Source organism: Vibrio sp. A1-b2 (assembly GCF_021726015.1).
Lineage (GTDB): Bacteria > Pseudomonadota > Gammaproteobacteria > Enterobacterales > Vibrionaceae > Vibrio > Vibrio diazotrophicus.
Genome location: NZ_JAKKCI010000004.1, coordinates 85,501 through 100,870 on the forward strand (window position 1 = coordinate 85,501; position 15,370 = coordinate 100,870).

Sequence of the window (15,370 nt, forward strand, 5' to 3'; positions counted from 1 at the left end):
CGAAGGCGGAGCCGGCAGATTTACAGTCTGCTCCCTTTGGCCACTCGGGAACCCCTCCAGGGTGTTTTCCTAATCTTTTACAAGAGAAGGCTTGAATGAAGTTTTCCCAACGCATCAATCAAGTTTTGCTCTCATGAGAACTTATCGTCGCATAAGAAAATATGGTGGAGGGGGACGGATTCGAACCATCGAAGGCGGAGCCGGCAGATTTACAGTCTGCTCCCTTTGGCCACTCGGGAACCCCTCCAGGGTGTTTTCCTAATCTTTTACAAGAGAAGGCTTGAATGAAGTTTTCCCAACGCATCAATCAAGTTTTATTCTCGAGAGAACTTATTGTCTCAAAAGAAAATATGGTGGAGGGGGACGGATTCGAACCATCGAAGGCGGAGCCGGCAGATTTACAGTCTGCTCCCTTTGGCCACTCGGGAACCCCTCCAGGGTGTTTTCCTAATCTTTTACAAGAAGAGGCTTGAATGAAGTTTTCCCAACGCATCAATCAAGTTTTGCTCTCACAAGAACTTATCGTCTCACAAGAAAATATGGTGGAGGGGGACGGATTCGAACCATCGAAGGCGGAGCCGGCAGATTTACAGTCTGCTCCCTTTGGCCACTCGGGAACCCCTCCAGGGTGTTTTCCTAATCTTTTACAAGATAAGACTTAACTGACGTTTTCCCAACACATCAATCAAGTGCGGAGCGCATATTATCAAACTCGGACTTTGTGTAAACCCTTTTTTTGTCTTTTTGAATTGAATGCTGGCTTTTTGGGCAAAGATGGCCGTAATTCCCCATTTTCTTTTTGAAATAGTGGTTTGAAAAGGAGATGGAAATATCAAATTTACGTTCCTTTACGTTTCCACGTGCTATAACTCGTTATAATAAAAGTTCTTTCTTATATGCTGATGTGGTTTATGAAAAACGTTTCGATTCTTTCTGCTGTTCTTGCTATTGCCTTATTAAGTAGCCAAGGCGCTGTCGCTGCGGGGCCAAGAAGTGCACCTGCTATCTCTGTCGTCACTGATTTAGTGCAAGTTCATCAAATCTCTCAATCACTTGCTTTAGTTGGCAAATTGGAAGCTGAACAGTCAGTCATTATTTCGCCAGAAGTGGCAGGGAAAGTAGACGTTATTGCGGTCAAAGCCAATCAGGAAGTAAAGAAAAATCAATTATTGGTGCAGTTATCTGACGAAAAAGCTCGTGCTTCTGTCGCCGAAGCAAAAGCGTATTTGCGTGATGAAAAACGTAAGCTGGCCGAATACGAGCGTTTGTTAAAGAGAAGCGCCATCACTCAGACTGAAATTGATGCTCAGAAAACCAGTGTTGATATTGCTCAGGCGCGCTTAGAAGCGGCAGAAGCGAACTGGAATGATCTTCATATCAAAGCCCCATTTGCTGGCACTGTAGGTTTTATCGATTTCAGCCGAGGTAAGATTGTCAGTACCAGTACTGAACTGATGACGTTAGATAACCTTTCATTAATGCAGTTGGATCTTCAGGTTCCTGAACGTTATTTGTCGATGCTTTCTAAAGGCATGAAAGTGGTTGGGACAACACATGCTTGGCCGGGCAAGACATTTGAAGGCGAAGTGGTTGGTATCGATACTCGTGTAAATACTGAAACGCTGAACTTAAGAGTGCGCATTCATTTTTCCAATGCTGGTGGCTTACTTAAACCGGGAATGTTGGTTTCAGCGAACTTAGCTTTCCCAGCAATTGAAGCACCGATTATTCCGGTTCAGGCTCTCGAATACTCTGGCACCAAGCGTTATGTTTATGTTGTGAACCAAGAAAACAAAGCGGTTCGAACAGAAGTGCTTCTAGGCGCTCGTGTTGAAAACCAAGTGGTGATTGAGCAAGGACTAGATATTGGTGAGAAAGTGGTTGTTCAAGGTATTGTTAACATGCGTGATGGCGCTAAAGTGTCCGAAGTGACCGCAGAGGGCCTGCCAGTGAACAAGGATGACAACTAATGTTGATCTCTGATGTTTCTGTAAAACGCCCAGTTGCCGCGCTAGTTTTAAGTATGCTGCTGTGCGTGTTTGGCTTTGTCTCTTTTACTAAGCTTGCTGTGCGAGAAATGCCGGATATTGAAAATCCGGTTGTTTCTATTTCAACCCGATATCAAGGCGCTTCCGCGACCATTATTGAAAACCAGATTACTTCTGTTCTGGAAGAACAGTTAACGGGTATCAGTGGCGTCGACGAAATTACATCAGTGACTCGTAACGGTTCGTCTCGTATTACGGTCACCTTCAACCTTGGTTATGACCTGAATACCGGCGTCAGTGATATTCGTGATGCGGTTGCGCGGGCTCAGCGCTCTTTGCCTGAAGGGGCGGATGACCCTCTGGTGTTTAAGAACAATGGTTCTGGCCAAGCTTCTATGTACATTAACTTGAGTTCATCGACGATGGACCGAACTCAGTTAACCGATTATATGGAACGAGTTCTGGTTGACCGCTTTAGCCTGATTTCGGGCGTCAGCTCTGTGGACGTCTCTGGCGGTTTGTACAAAGTAATGTATGTACGATTGCAACCAGAATTGATGGCGGGGCGGGGTGTGACCACTTCAGATATTTCAGCTGCATTACGTCGTGAGAATATCGAAAGCCCAGGAGGTCAAGTTCGTAACGATTCTACGGTGATGTCGGTTCGTACCGCTCGAACTTATCAAAAGCCGCAAGACTTCGAGTACCTAGTGGTTAAACGCGTTAACGGATCGCCGATTTATCTCAAAGATGTGGCTGATGTATTTCTAGGCGCTGAGAATGAAAACTCGACGTATAAAACAGACGGTGTCGTGAACGTGAGCATGGGGATTGTTCCTCAGTCAGATGCTAACCCGCTGGAGGTGGCGAAACGGGTTCATCAGCAGGTCGATAACATTCAGAAATTCCTGCCTGAAAACACCAAGTTGGTGGTGAACTACGACTCAACCATCTTCATTGAACGCTCTATCGAAGAGGTATACAGCACCTTATTTATTACTGGTGGTCTGGTTGTTTTAGTGCTCTATATCTTTATCGGTCAGGCTCGCGCGACATTGATCCCTGCGATTACTGTACCTGTATCCTTGATCTCTTCTTTTATAGCTGCCTATTACTTTGGCTTCTCTATTAACCTCATCACCTTGATGGCACTGATTTTGTCGATTGGTCTGGTTGTGGATGACGCTATTGTGGTGGTGGAAAACATCTTCCACCATATTGAGCAGGGCGAGAAACCTTTGCTTGCTGCCTATAAAGGCACACGTGAAGTAGGCTTTGCTGTTGTTGCCACGACCTTAGTGTTGGTGATGGTGTTCCTGCCAATCTCGTTTATGGATGGAATGGTCGGTTTGCTGTTCACTGAGTTCTCGGTGCTGCTGGCAATGTCGGTGATTTTCTCGTCATTGATAGCACTGACCCTCACGCCTGTGCTGGGCAGTAAGATTCTTAAAGCAAATGTGAAACCGAATGGTTTTAACCGCTTTGTTGATAAGTTATTCGCAAAACTGGAATCGGCTTATCGCACTATGCTGCGTTTTGCTTTGCGCTTTAAATGGTTTGCTCCTCTAGTCATTCTTGGCTGTATTGGTGGCAGTTACCAGTTTATGCAGAGTGTTCCCGCGCAACTGACGCCGTCTGAAGACCGTGGGGTTATCTTTGCATTTGTACGAGGCGCAGATGCAACCAGTTACAACCGTATGTCTGCCAATATGGACTTAGTGGAAGCTCGATTGAAACCTTTGCTTGGGCAAGGCTTCTTAAGATCGTTCAGTATTCAGTCGCCAGCATTTGGTGGTAATGCTGGAGATCAGACGGGTTTTGTCATTATGACGCTGGATGATTGGAATCAGCGCAGCATTACTGCTCAAAACGCACTGGGTGAGGTAAGAAAAGCATTAGCAGGCATTCCCGATGTCCGTGTGATTCCATTTATGCCCGGTTTCCGCGGCGGTTCCAATGAGCCGGTACAGTTTGTACTTGGTGGCTCAGATTATACTGAGCTCAAAGAGTGGGCTGAGAAACTAGAAGCGGAAGCGGAAAGCTCAACCTACATGACGGGCGTGGATATCAACTATTCGGAGAAAACGCCTGAGCTGGTGGTGACGGTTGATAAACAAAGAGCATCGGAACTGAATATCAGTGTGCAAGATATTTCGGATACGCTGGAGGTTATGCTGGGTGGTAAGGCGGTTACAACCTTCGTCGAGCGTGGTGAAGAGTATGATGTTTATTTACGCGGTGACGAAAACAGCTTCAATAATGCTGCGGATTTAAGCCAAATCTATATGCGTACTGGAAACGGCGATCTTGTCACTCTGGATACCGTCACCAAAATCGAGGAAGTGGCGTCGGCGATTCGCCTGTCGCACTACAATAAGCAAAAAGCGATTACCATTACTGCGAACTTAGCCGATGGGGCAACCTTAGGTCAGGCTCTGGACTTTATGGATCAAAAAGCTTTGGAAATATTGCCAATCGACATCTCCGTCAGCTATTCCGGTGAGTCTAAAGACTTTAAGGAAAACCAGTCGAGTGTTGCGGTTGTATTCGCACTAGCCTTGTTGGTGGCTTACTTAGTGCTTGCCGCTCAATTTGAAAGCTTTATCAACCCAATGGTAATTATGTTTACTGTACCTATGGGCGTATTCGGTGGTTTCCTCGGCCTATTTATTATGGGGCAGGGGATGAACGTATATAGTCAAATAGGTATGGTGATGCTGATTGGTATGGTGACCAAGAACGGTATCTTAATCGTTGAGTTTGCCAACCAGTTGCGTGACCGTGGAGTTGAGTTTGAAAAAGCGATTGTGGATGCTTCTGCGCGACGCCTTCGTCCTATTCTGATGACAGCATTTACAACTCTGGCTGGTTCTATTCCTCTGATTGTCTCTACTGGCGCTGGTTATGAAAGTCGTGTGGCTGTGGGTACGGTTATTTTCTTTGGTATGGCATTCGCTACCGTGGTTACCTTGTTTGTTATTCCTGCAATGTACCGTTTAATTTCAGCGAAGACACAAGCTCCGGGGCATGTTGAAGCGGAACTGAACAGAGAGTTGGGGCACGATAACAAAGGCCGAACAACTCACTAAGCCCGTTTCCTTGAAGCCAAAATCAAAAAGCCCGCAAAATAGCGGGCTTTCGTTTTTCAATTCTTGTTCAACTTCGTCTAATTGTCTTTCACGGTGTCTAGATATATTTCACCGAGTAACGCGAAGGCTTATGGTTCATCGCTAATACGATGTTGAGTACAACAGCACCTGCGATAGACAAGATAATAATTGACGGTGTTAAGAAGAACAGCGAAGTAAACACAATGATGCAATCTAAAACGAGTTGTGTTTTGCCCACCGAAATGCCGAACTTGTCCTGAATAAACAGACATAGCACGTTAAAACCACCCAAGCTTGAGCGGTGGCGGAACAGAATCAGCATGCCTAAGCCTGTCAGTAGGCCGCCAGCTAGAGCGCAGTAGGCGGGATCAACGTGTTCGATAGTGATGAAATTCGACAAGTGATCAGTAAAGACAGAAACCAAAGCGCAAGAGATAGCCGTGTTGATCGAGAACCTAACCCCAAAGCGTTTCCACGCAAGCAGGTAGAAGGGCATGTTGACGAAGAAGTAGAGTGCGCCGAAGCTCCAAGGGAATACATGCGTCAGTAAAAGTGCTAAACCCGCAGTACCACCTGTGATCAAATTGGCTGCTTTTAGAAAAAATAGTCCCTGAGACACGATAAAGGTGCCAGTGAAGATCGCTACCCAATCTTCCTTCCGTGAATGTGTTTCCATTTAAGATGCCATTAATTGCTAAAAAATAAGTAATTGGTAAAGAATAAGTGGATACTAATTAAAACCTGATTTTTTCGGTAGCTAGCGAACAAAAATTAGGGTAAACCTATGTAATCCCAAATTTACATAGTGTAAAGAAAATGTAGACACTCATCTTAAATGCGCAAAAGATGAGCGGTGTTGTCAATCAACATGAAAAAACTGCATGATAATTTCTGTAATTTGGGCTTTATGATATAAATCAAATTATGTAGAATGCGCGCCATATTACGGTGACGAAAACGTTTGCTTTTGGTCGTTGTGTGGTTTTTTGCTACTTTCAGTCAAATCTGAGTCAGGAGATACAGATGCTTAAGCGTGATATGAACATCGCTGATTATGATCCGGAGCTATACGCTGCCATTCAGGAAGAAACTCTTCGCCAAGAAGAGCACATTGAACTTATCGCTTCAGAAAACTACACCAGTCCGCGTGTAATGGAAGCTCAAGGTTCTCAGCTAACAAACAAATACGCTGAAGGCTACCCTGGCAAGCGTTACTACGGCGGTTGTGAGTACGTTGATAAAGCGGAATCTCTAGCAATTGACCGTGCATGCCAGCTATTTGGCTGTGAGTACGCTAACGTTCAGCCACATTCTGGCTCTCAAGCAAACAGCGCAGTGTACATGGCTCTTCTAAACCCAGGTGACACTGTTCTAGGTATGAGCCTAGCGCACGGCGGTCACTTGACTCACGGTTCACCAGTAAACTTCTCTGGTAAACACTACAACGTGATTCCTTACGGTATCGACGAAGCGGGTCAAATCAACTACGACGAAATGGAAGCTCTTGCTCTTGAGCATAAACCTAAGATGATCATCGGTGGTTTCTCAGCTTACTCACAAATCGTTGATTGGAAACGCATGCGTGAAATCGCTGACAAAGTCGATGCTTACCTGTTTGTTGATATGGCACACGTTGCTGGTCTGATTGCTGCGGGTGTATACCCAACGCCAATCCCACACGCACACGTTGTTACTACTACAACTCACAAAACACTAGCAGGCCCACGTGGCGGTTTGATTCTTTCAAACGCTGGTGAAGAGATGTACAAGAAGCTGAACTCAGCAGTATTCCCTGGCGGCCAAGGTGGTCCTCTAATGCATGTTATCGCTGGTAAAGCGGTAGCGTTCAAAGAAGCTATGGAACCTGAATTCAAAGCTTACCAAGAGCGTGTTGTTAAGAACGCAAAAGCAATGGTTGCTCAGTTCCAAGAACGTGGTTACAAAATCGTTTCTAACAGTACCGAAAACCACCTGTTCCTTGTTGACCTAATCGACAAAGACATCACAGGTAAAGAAGCGGATGCAGCTCTAGGTGCAGCGAACATCACTGTAAACAAAAACTCAGTGCCAAACGATCCTCGTAGCCCATTCGTCACTTCTGGTATCCGTGTTGGTACACCTGCAATCACTCGCCGTGGTTTCAGTGAGGAAGATGCGAAAGCATTGGCTAACTGGATGTGTGATGTTCTAGACAACATCAACGACGAAGCGGTTATCGAAGCAACAAAACAAAAAGTGCTTGATATCTGTAAGCGTCTACCAGTTTACGCTTAATCGCTTGAACATATGGAAAAGGCCTGCAATGCAGGCCTTTTTTACATCTTTAAACTGGCGAACTCATTGGCTATATAACATCGCCATAGAACTGTAGTTCGTTCTATTTAGCCATGCTGATCAAAGTGCCGGATTTGCATTTGAACATGTAGTATTTGTTGCTTTCGGTAAACTTACCTAAGCCTTCACCATCACAATATTCAATATTAATCTCACGCATCACTTCGAGTGTATCTTCACTTGCCAAAGCAAACTTAGAACCATCTGAACAGACAATGCGAACTTTGCCATCGTCGCTGACAGAGTAGATATCGACTTCTGTATTACATAACTCGAAAGAAGCTTCGCGGAAGTTGTCTGTCTGAGAGTTCGAAGAACAACCGGCTGTAATTGCTGCTGTTGTCAGAGCGAAAGCGAGCATCGTTAAATTTTTCATTATCATTGTCCTTCATGATTTAAGAGTCAGTGGTTAGCCTATAAAACTATTTGCATCTATTCAATCATAGACACAAAAAAGGCGACATATCCGAAGACATATCGCCTTTTCATTGATTTAGTTGTTCAAGTATTGATTACTTTACTTCTAAACCTTGCGCTTGCATATCTGCGTGGTAAGAAGAACGCACAAACGGACCACAAGCCGCGTGAGTGAAACCAAGCTCTAGCGCGATATCTTTTAGCTCATCAAACTCTGCTGGTGGAACGTAACGTTCAACCGGCAAATGGTGACGGCTTGGCGCTAGGTATTGGCCTAGGGTTAGCATAGTAACGCCGTGAGCACGAAGGTCTTTCATCACTTCGATGATCTCTTCTTTTGTCTCACCTAGGCCCATCATCAAACCTGATTTTGTTGGAATCTCTGGATGCTGCTCTTTGAATTTTTGTAGCAGTTGTAGTGACCACTTGTAATTCGCGCCCGGACGCGCTTTACGGTACAGGCGAGGCGCTGTTTCCAAGTTGTGGTTGAACACATCCGGCGGGTTGTCTTTCAACAAGTCCAGCGCTACATCCATACGACCACGGAAATCAGGAACCAAAGTTTCAATACGAATATTTGGATTCAAAGCGCGAATTTCACGGTTACAGTCAGCAAAGTGCTGTGCACCACCATCACGAAGATCATCACGGTCTACAGAGGTGATAACCACATACTTCAGTTTCATATCACTGATGGTTTTCGCTAGCTTTTTCGGCTCATCGGCTTCAGGAGCAACAGGGCGACCATGGGCAACATCGCAGAATGGACAACGACGTGTACAAATTGCACCTAAAATCATGAAGGTCGCTGTACCGTGGTTGAAACACTCAGCCAAGTTAGGGCAAGACGCTTCTTCACAAACAGAGTGCAGGTTGTTCTTACGCATTGCTGATTTGATGTCTTGGATACGTTGGCTGTCTGCTGGCAGCTTGATCTTCATCCACTCAGGTTTACGCAAGATTTCTTTTTGTTCTGTCGGCATGTTCTTTACAGGAATCAGTGCCATTTTATCAGCGTCACGGTATTTGACGCCTTTTTCCATTTGAATGGGTTTGCTCATACTTTGTTACCGATTGAGGGTGCTTCAGTGCTGAATTCGACATGCTCGTAGCCGAATAGCGGTACGAGTTCTTGGATTAATTGTTTTTCTACTTGGTGGATATCTGCCGGGCCAACTAAGTTGCTTACTTGTACCATTTCCATGCCTTGGTAACCGCAAGGGTTAATTCGCAAGAATGGAGTGAGATCCATATTGACGTTTAAAGCTAGCCCATGAAATGAACAGCCTTTACGAATTCGTAGACCAAGTGAGCAGATTTTTCTTCCGTCAACGTAGACACCCGGAGCATCCGGACGCGCTGCAGACGAAATATTGTAAGCTTTCAGAGTATTGATAACCAAATTTTCAATATCCGTTACCAGATCTCTAACACCTAATTTTTTGCGTCTTAGGTTGATCAAAAAGTACACCACTAACTGACCCGGACCGTGATAAGTCACCTGACCGCCACGGTCACTTTGTACAACCGGAATATCACCTGTGTTGAGCAAGTGTTCAGCTTTACCTGCCTGACCCTGTGTAAATACTGGGTTGTGTTCGACAAGCCAGACTTCATCACGAGTCTCTTCGTCACGCTGATCGGTAAATTCATGCATAGCCTGCCAAACTGGATGGTAGTCTTGTCGACCCCATTGTCTGACAACAAGCTGGTTATCTAGTGTCATATTCCGTCAGTGGTTGTGAAAATTTTGGTGATTATAAACGCCTTAAGAGCGAGGAACTACTCATAGAGGGCATTTTTTTGACCATAATTTAAGTAATGTTTTCTTAACGGTTTGATAAATATAAAGAAAGCAGCTTAATGCTGCTTTCAAAAATATTTTAATTGATATCGAATTATTTGATTTGGTTCAGTTAAAGAACCATGCGTACAATTTCAATATCACCCAGTTCTTTATACAGGGTTTCCACTTGCACGATAGAAGTGGCGGTAATGGTCACTGACACTGAGTGATAGTTACCTTTCGCACTAGGCTTAACTCGTGGGTTGTAATCGCCAGGAGCGTGGCGTTGAATTACTTCCAGTACAAGCTCAGGTAATTCTGGTTTTGCATGGCCCATCACCTTGTAGGTAAAAGAACAAGGGAACTCAAGCAGGTCTTTTAATTTTGCATCAGAGTTGATGGTCAACATATTGGAAACTCCAAGTTTGGCATTCGATTAAGCGGTGCGGAATATTACAGCCTATCGACGTGGATCTCAAGTGAACAAAAAAGCCGCATTACTCTTCCTATTTGAAACTGCAGTGGCGTTGGCCGCACTCGTTCGCCCCAATCACATAGTTATCTATGCTTATGGGGACTCACTTATTTGCCGCCTACCTGCAGTTCCAAGTAGTTTGAGTAAAAAGCAGCTTCCCTGTCAAATTACTAAAATACTATACCCAATTGCTAGAATTGGTATTAGAACAAGCCTTTGAATAGTAGAACAATGTAGTCCCATAGGCGGCTGAACAAGCTACCTTCATTCACATCTTCTAGAGCTAATAGAGGGTACTGAGCAACATCTTCATTGTCTACTTGGTAGTAAAGCTTACCAACTACATCACCTTTCTTAATTGGGGCTTTTAGCTCTTTTTCAAGTACAAAGCTTGCAGTTAGGTTTTTCGCTTGACCACGTGGAAGAGTTACATAAGTGTCTTCATCAACGCCTAGAGCAACAGTTGACTTGTCACCCATCCAGATTTGTTCTTCAACAAAGGTTTCACCTTTCTTATGTGGTGCAACGGTTTCGAAGAAACGGAAGCCGTAGCTTAATAGCTTCTTGCTTTCAGATTTACGAGCATTCGCATCTTTAGTGCCCATTACAACGGCTACAAGACGCATCTTACCTTCAGTTGCTGAGCTTACTAGGCTGTAACCAGCGTTCGATGTGTGACCTGTCTTGATACCGTCAACGTTCATGCTCTTATCCCATAACAGACCGTTACGGTTGTACTGAGTGATGCCGTTGTAAGTGAATTTTTGCTCAGAATAAAGTGCGTATTCATCTGGCACATCACGAATTAGCGCTTGACCTAGCAGAGCCATATCGTGAGGTGTTGAGTAGAGATTTGGATCGTCTAGACCGTGTACGTTCGCGAAATGCGTGTTGGTCATTTTCAGAGAACTTGCCCAAGCATTCATTAAGTCTACGAAAGCATCTTCTGAACCGGCGATATGTTCAGCCATGGCTACACAAGCGTCGTTACCAGACTGAATGATAATACCTCGGTTCAGGTCACTCACTTTTACCGTGGTGCCGACTTCGATAAACATCTTAGAAGAGTCTGGGAAATTTTTAGCCCACGCGTTTTTACTAATCACGACATCGTCATTAGGAGAGATATTTCCACGCGCGAGTTCTTGGCCGATAACGTAGCTCGTCATCATTTTGGTCAAACTTGCAGGAGACAGCTTTGTGTCCATCTCTTTTTCAGCCAGAATCTTACCTGAATGAAAATCCATCAGAACATAGCCTTTTGCGGCGATCTGTGGTGCGTCTGGCATAACTATAGGTGCAGCTGCGGCTGTGAATGAGATAAGAGTAGAAAGCGCAGTGGACGACGCCAGAACAGAATTTAGAATCAATTTTTTCATGGTAAATGCGTGTTATCTAGTTGGTTTTGTATATCTTAACAGAAACGACTATTCAAACCAGAGCCGATATGCCTTGGCTCGTCAGTCATTACTGTGCAACTTGGTACTTTTTAATAAATGCGGTTTCGTAACCTAAGGACTTTACACGCTCTAATGTTTCTTGAGTCAGCGTATAGTCAGTAAAAGGGCCTAAAACAGCCCTATGGCTACCATTACCACTATCGATAAAACTTTGCACCGATAAGCTTTGTCCCAAATTTTGCGATAAAGTTCGAACTCTTTCTTCACTTTGTGAAGAAGCGACTTGAATTATATATCGTGGATCTGATTTTTTAACTTGGTTTGTCAGTGGTTTATCTACTTTGATGACTTCTATCGAGACGTTAGCAGTGCCTGTTTTAATTACATCTAACTTGTAAGCCGCCGCATAGCTTAAGTCAATAATTCGACCAGAATGGAATGGCCCGCGGTCATTGACTCGAACTATGGCTGTTTTATTGTTATCAAGATTCGTCACCTTAACGTAGCTAGGTATTGGCAGTGTTTTATGTGCAGCACTCATTGAGTACATATCATAAATCTCGCCGTTGGACGTAAGGTGTCCATGAAATTTTTTACCATACCAAGATGCTTGGCCTTGTTCTTTAAAGCCATCGGTATTTTTAACTATCTGGTATTTTTGACCACGTAATGTGTAGTCCTTATTCCCGCCTCGGCTATAAGGCTCATATTGTGGGTGTGCATCTTCAATATGTTCTACCGAAATTGGGGTATTGGGTGCTACATCATCTTTAATATCGTAGCGGCCGCCGGAGCTCGAACAGCCAGCTAAGATCATCAACACTAACAGCGGGAAAAAGAACGCTTTTAATTTCATCAAGTCGCCTTTGAAAATGCTTTTCTGTGAGTGTGAACCGACATTAAGATACCGAAGCCAGCCATTAGGGTAACCATAGATGTCCCGCCATAACTAATCAAAGGAAGAGGAACACCTACCACTGGTAGAATGCCACTTACCATGCCAATATTCACAAACACGTAAACAAAGAAGCTAAGAACAACACTGCCTGCCATCATGCGGCCAAAAGCAGTTTGAGCATTGCTCGCCAAATAGAGACCTCGTCCGATAATAAATAGATATACAGATAGAAGTCCTAAGATGCCAATCATGCCCCATTCTTCGGCGATAACTGCAAAGATAAAGTCAGTATGTCGCTCTGGGAGAAATTCTAGCTGAGATTGAGTGCCGTGCAGCCAACCTTTGCCTGAAATACCACCAGAACCGATAGCAATTTTACTTTGGATAATATGATAACCCGCGCCTAGTGGGTCGGACTCCGGGTTGAACAGTGTTCGTACGCGGACTTTTTGATACTCCCGCATCAGGAAAAACCACAATACAGGGATGAAAGCGCCTACGCCCACTGCCGCTGCAATGATAATTTTCCAACTGATACCAGCAAGAAAGATAACGAAGATACCCGATGCTGCAATCAATATTGATGTGCCTAAGTCTGGTTGCTTGGCAATCAAGATGGTAGGGACTAGTACCATCACAATCGAAGCAACCAGTGTTCGAAAACTAGAAGGTAGTGGACGCTTACCCACATAGCGAGCAACCATTAGCGGTACCGCCAGTTTGAGCAGTTCCGATGGCTGGAAACGCACAAATCCCAAGTTTAACCAACGCTGTGCGCCCTTGGAAGACTCACCGAAAAAGAGCACGCCTAAAAGCAAAATAACGCCCGCAAAATAAAGCAGGGGCGCCAGGCTTTCATAAGTTCGTGGCGATATCTGCGCTAGAGCAATCATGACGGTTAATGCCAATACCATGCGCATTGCCTGACGATCCATCATCGCCATACTCTGTCCACTGGCGCTGTACATAACCATGAGCGCAAAAACAAAAACGACTAAAATACCAATCAACAAAGGTAGGTCAATGTGGAGTCTTTCAAATAGAGCCCGACTTTGTCCGGTTGAAGGATCCAGTTTCATTATTCTTCGTCCTCTTGAGCACCCATTATGATGTGATCGAATATGTGTCTAACCACTGGTGCACCATTGGTTGAACCACCACCGGCGTTTTCTAAAACGATGGTAACAATTGCTTGGGGATCATCAACTGGAGCGAAACCAGTAAATAGTGCGTGGTCGCGTAAGTGTTCTGCCAGTTCGTCTGCGTTATATTCTTGTCCTTCCGCTAAACCAAATACCTGAGCAGTACCTGATTTACCTGCACTTTTGTATTTTAGATTCTGGAAAGCTCGTCTTGCTGTCCCTTTTTTACCGTGGTTTACCAGATACATACCTTCGATTGCCATTTCCCAGTATTTTTTAGGAACGCCGGTAATTGGCGGGTAGCTGACATATTCCGCCTCTTTCTGACGAGTGAATTCTTCACCGTTATTGATGGTTGAACGGAGTAAATGAGGCGCCCAAACTTCACCATGGTGAACCAATACAGAGGTCGCTTTGGCGATTTGCATTGGTGTCGCCGTCCAGTAGCCTTGGCCAATACCAACAGGGATCGTATCACCCTGATACCACGGCGTGCGATGACGAGACATTTTCCATTCTCTGGTTGGCATGTTCGCTTTACTTTCTTCGTAAATATCGATGCCTGTATAGTCACCAAAACCGAAGCGCATCATCCAGTCAGACAAACGGTCAATGCCCAAATCGTAAGCAATTTGATAGAAGAAGGTATCGACCGACTCTTCAAGTGCTTTGATGATATCGACTCTCCCGTGTCCCCAGCGCAACCAATCGCGGAATGGGCGTGTGGTTGAGTTAGGAATCTTCCAATAACCTGGGTCATTTCGGGTGGTATTGGGTGTAACCACGCCTTCTTTCAGGGCAGAAACCGCAATAAAAGGTTTAACAGTCGAACCCGGAGGATAAATACCTAGAGTTGTTCGGTTAACCAGTGGACGGTTCTTATCGTTCAACAGGCTACTGTATTCTTTACCGGAGATACCATGGACAAAGGCGTTAGGATCGTAGCTAGGGCTTGAGACCATCGCCAGAATGCCGTTGTCTTTTGGATCGAGAACAACCGCCGCTCCACGCCTTCCATCCAGCAGTTTGTGCACGTAAAGTTGTAAGTCGATATCTAGGTTAAGAACAATATCTTTGCCGGGAATTGGCGGAACATATTTGAGCGTGCGGATTATACGGCCACGACTGTTCACTTCAACTTCTTGATAGCCTGCGGTGCCGTGAAGTGTGCTTTCATAATAGCGCTCAATACCCAGTTTGCCGATATCACGAGTTGCTTGGTAGTTGGCAACTTGTTCGTCTCTTTCAAGGCGCTCGATGTCTTTATCATTGATGCGTGAAACATAGCCGATAACGTGAGTCAGCACTTCGCCATAAGGGTAGTAGCGTTTCAAGCTTGCAGTAACGGTAACGCCGGGAAATTTATGTTGTTGTACTGAGAATTTTGCAACCTCAGTTTCTGTTAACTGAGTCAGTAAAGGTACTGAGTTAAAACGACGAGAGTGGCGACGCTCTTTCTCAAACGTCGCTATTTTTTCCGGCGTTATTTCGAGGAATTCTTGCAAGCGAGCGATGGTGCCGTCGATATCTTTCACTTGCTCTGGCGTGATCTCCAAGTTAAACACAGGACGGTTTTCTGCCAATAGGCGTCCGTTTCTGTCGTAGATTAAACCTCGATTTGGCGCGATAGGAACAACTTTAATTCGGTTATCGTTAGATCGAGTTTTATAGTCTTGGTATTGGTTGACCTGAATGTTGTAAAGGTTCGCGATAAGAATGCCCATCATGAACACTATGCCAACAAACGAGACCACAGCACGGCTTTTAAAAAGCCGTGCTTCAGCAATGTAATCTCGAAACGGGTTACTCTTACGTAACAT

The 15,370-nt window shown here is 44.8% G+C and carries 12 protein-coding genes and 4 tRNA genes (1 of these 16 cut by a window edge); 3 read left to right on the forward strand and 13 right to left on the reverse strand.

Annotation, left to right across the window (positions count from 1 at the left end; genetic code table 11):
* The 4 genes from L3V23_RS10505 to L3V23_RS10520 all read right to left on the reverse strand — a co-directional run.
* Positions 1-58: transfer RNA gene (locus L3V23_RS10505), tRNA-Tyr, on the reverse strand (it extends 127 nt beyond the left edge of the window).
* Between the two features lie 104 nt (positions 59-162).
* Positions 163-247: transfer RNA gene (locus L3V23_RS10510), tRNA-Tyr, on the reverse strand.
* Between the two features lie 104 nt (positions 248-351).
* A tRNA-Tyr gene (locus L3V23_RS10515) sits at positions 352-436 on the reverse strand.
* A 104-nt stretch (positions 437-540) separates the two neighbouring features.
* Positions 541-625 (reverse strand) — tRNA-Tyr (locus L3V23_RS10520).
* Between the two features lie 286 nt (positions 626-911).
* Between L3V23_RS10520 and L3V23_RS10525 the strand changes: the two genes are divergently transcribed.
* Positions 912-1,970, forward strand: a complete 1,059-nt coding sequence (locus tag L3V23_RS10525) for an efflux RND transporter periplasmic adaptor subunit (RefSeq protein ID WP_237292311.1) — start codon at positions 912-914, stop codon at positions 1,968-1,970.
* Complete coding sequence (gene vexH / locus L3V23_RS10530; protein ID WP_237292312.1) at positions 1,970-5,077, forward strand: vibriobactin export RND transporter permease subunit VexH; 3,108 nt, start codon at positions 1,970-1,972, stop codon at positions 5,075-5,077. The genes L3V23_RS10525 and vexH overlap by 1 nt, the downstream gene beginning before the upstream one ends.
* A gap of 97 nt (positions 5,078-5,174) precedes the next feature.
* Here the strand turns inward: vexH and L3V23_RS10535 are convergent, their stop codons facing one another.
* Complete coding sequence (locus L3V23_RS10535) at positions 5,175-5,774, reverse strand: YitT family protein (RefSeq protein ID WP_102953737.1); 600 nt, start codon at positions 5,772-5,774, stop codon at positions 5,175-5,177.
* A gap of 347 nt (positions 5,775-6,121) precedes the next feature.
* On the opposite strand from L3V23_RS10535, the gene glyA reads away from it, so the two are divergent.
* On the forward strand, positions 6,122-7,372 hold the full coding sequence (glyA, locus tag L3V23_RS10540; protein WP_102953738.1) for a serine hydroxymethyltransferase: 1,251 nt from the start codon (positions 6,122-6,124) through the stop codon (positions 7,370-7,372).
* A 103-nt stretch (positions 7,373-7,475) separates the two neighbouring features.
* Here glyA and L3V23_RS10545 read toward each other — a convergent pair whose 3' ends face one another.
* From L3V23_RS10545 to mrdA, 8 genes are all read right to left on the reverse strand, one after another.
* Positions 7,476-7,808: a hypothetical protein gene (locus tag L3V23_RS10545; RefSeq protein WP_042486494.1), complete on the reverse strand. Its 333-nt coding sequence runs from the start codon at positions 7,806-7,808 to the stop codon at positions 7,476-7,478.
* A 136-nt stretch (positions 7,809-7,944) separates the two neighbouring features.
* Positions 7,945-8,910 (reverse strand): lipoyl synthase, encoded by a 966-nt coding sequence (gene lipA / locus L3V23_RS10550; RefSeq protein WP_102940238.1) that lies wholly within the window; start codon positions 8,908-8,910, stop codon positions 7,945-7,947.
* Positions 8,907-9,575 (reverse strand): lipoyl(octanoyl) transferase LipB, encoded by a 669-nt coding sequence (lipB, locus tag L3V23_RS10555; protein ID WP_237292313.1) that lies wholly within the window; start codon positions 9,573-9,575, stop codon positions 8,907-8,909. Before lipB ends, lipA begins: the two co-directional genes overlap by 4 nt.
* A gap of 190 nt (positions 9,576-9,765) precedes the next feature.
* Entirely contained in the window at positions 9,766-10,044 is a 279-nt protein-coding gene (ybeD, locus tag L3V23_RS10560; RefSeq protein ID WP_042486486.1) for a DUF493 family protein YbeD, read from the reverse strand.
* 269 nt (positions 10,045-10,313) lie between these two features.
* Positions 10,314-11,489, reverse strand: coding sequence for a serine hydrolase (locus tag L3V23_RS10565; RefSeq protein ID WP_042486485.1), 1,176 nt, complete (start codon positions 11,487-11,489; stop codon positions 10,314-10,316).
* 88 nt (positions 11,490-11,577) lie between these two features.
* Positions 11,578-12,366 (reverse strand): septal ring lytic transglycosylase RlpA family protein, encoded by a 789-nt coding sequence (locus L3V23_RS10570; RefSeq protein WP_102953742.1) that lies wholly within the window; start codon positions 12,364-12,366, stop codon positions 11,578-11,580.
* Complete coding sequence (gene rodA, locus L3V23_RS10575; RefSeq protein ID WP_042486480.1) at positions 12,366-13,487, reverse strand: rod shape-determining protein RodA; 1,122 nt, start codon at positions 13,485-13,487, stop codon at positions 12,366-12,368. The genes L3V23_RS10570 and rodA overlap by 1 nt, the downstream gene beginning before the upstream one ends.
* Entirely contained in the window at positions 13,487-15,370 is a 1,884-nt protein-coding gene (gene mrdA / locus L3V23_RS10580) for a penicillin-binding protein 2 (RefSeq protein WP_102953743.1), read from the reverse strand. The genes rodA and mrdA overlap by 1 nt, the downstream gene beginning before the upstream one ends.

Bases quoted from the DNA above. Each gene is read 5' to 3' on its own strand.
- vexH (WP_237292312.1), top strand. From the start codon at position 1,970: ATGTTGATCTCTGATGTTTCTGTAAAACGCCCAGTTGCCGCGCTAGTT.
- ybeD (WP_042486486.1), bottom strand. From the start codon at position 10,044: ATGTTGACCATCAACTCTGATGCAAAATTAAAAGACCTGCTTGAGTTC.
- rodA (WP_042486480.1), bottom strand. From the start codon at position 13,487: ATGAAACTGGATCCTTCAACCGGACAAAGTCGGGCTCTATTTGAAAGA.
- L3V23_RS10565 (WP_042486485.1), bottom strand. From the start codon at position 11,489: ATGAAAAAATTGATTCTAAATTCTGTTCTGGCGTCGTCCACTGCGCTT.
- lipA (WP_102940238.1), bottom strand. From the start codon at position 8,910: ATGAGCAAACCCATTCAAATGGAAAAAGGCGTCAAATACCGTGACGCT.
- L3V23_RS10570 (WP_102953742.1), bottom strand. From the start codon at position 12,366: ATGAAATTAAAAGCGTTCTTTTTCCCGCTGTTAGTGTTGATGATCTTA.
- glyA (WP_102953738.1), top strand. From the start codon at position 6,122: ATGCTTAAGCGTGATATGAACATCGCTGATTATGATCCGGAGCTATAC.
- mrdA (WP_102953743.1), bottom strand. From the start codon at position 15,370: ATGTTACGTAAGAGTAACCCGTTTCGAGATTACATTGCTGAAGCACGG.
- lipB (WP_237292313.1), bottom strand. From the start codon at position 9,575: ATGACACTAGATAACCAGCTTGTTGTCAGACAATGGGGTCGACAAGAC.
- L3V23_RS10525 (WP_237292311.1), top strand. From the start codon at position 912: ATGAAAAACGTTTCGATTCTTTCTGCTGTTCTTGCTATTGCCTTATTA.
- L3V23_RS10545 (WP_042486494.1), bottom strand. From the start codon at position 7,808: ATGAAAAATTTAACGATGCTCGCTTTCGCTCTGACAACAGCAGCAATT.
- L3V23_RS10535 (WP_102953737.1), bottom strand. From the start codon at position 5,774: ATGGAAACACATTCACGGAAGGAAGATTGGGTAGCGATCTTCACTGGC.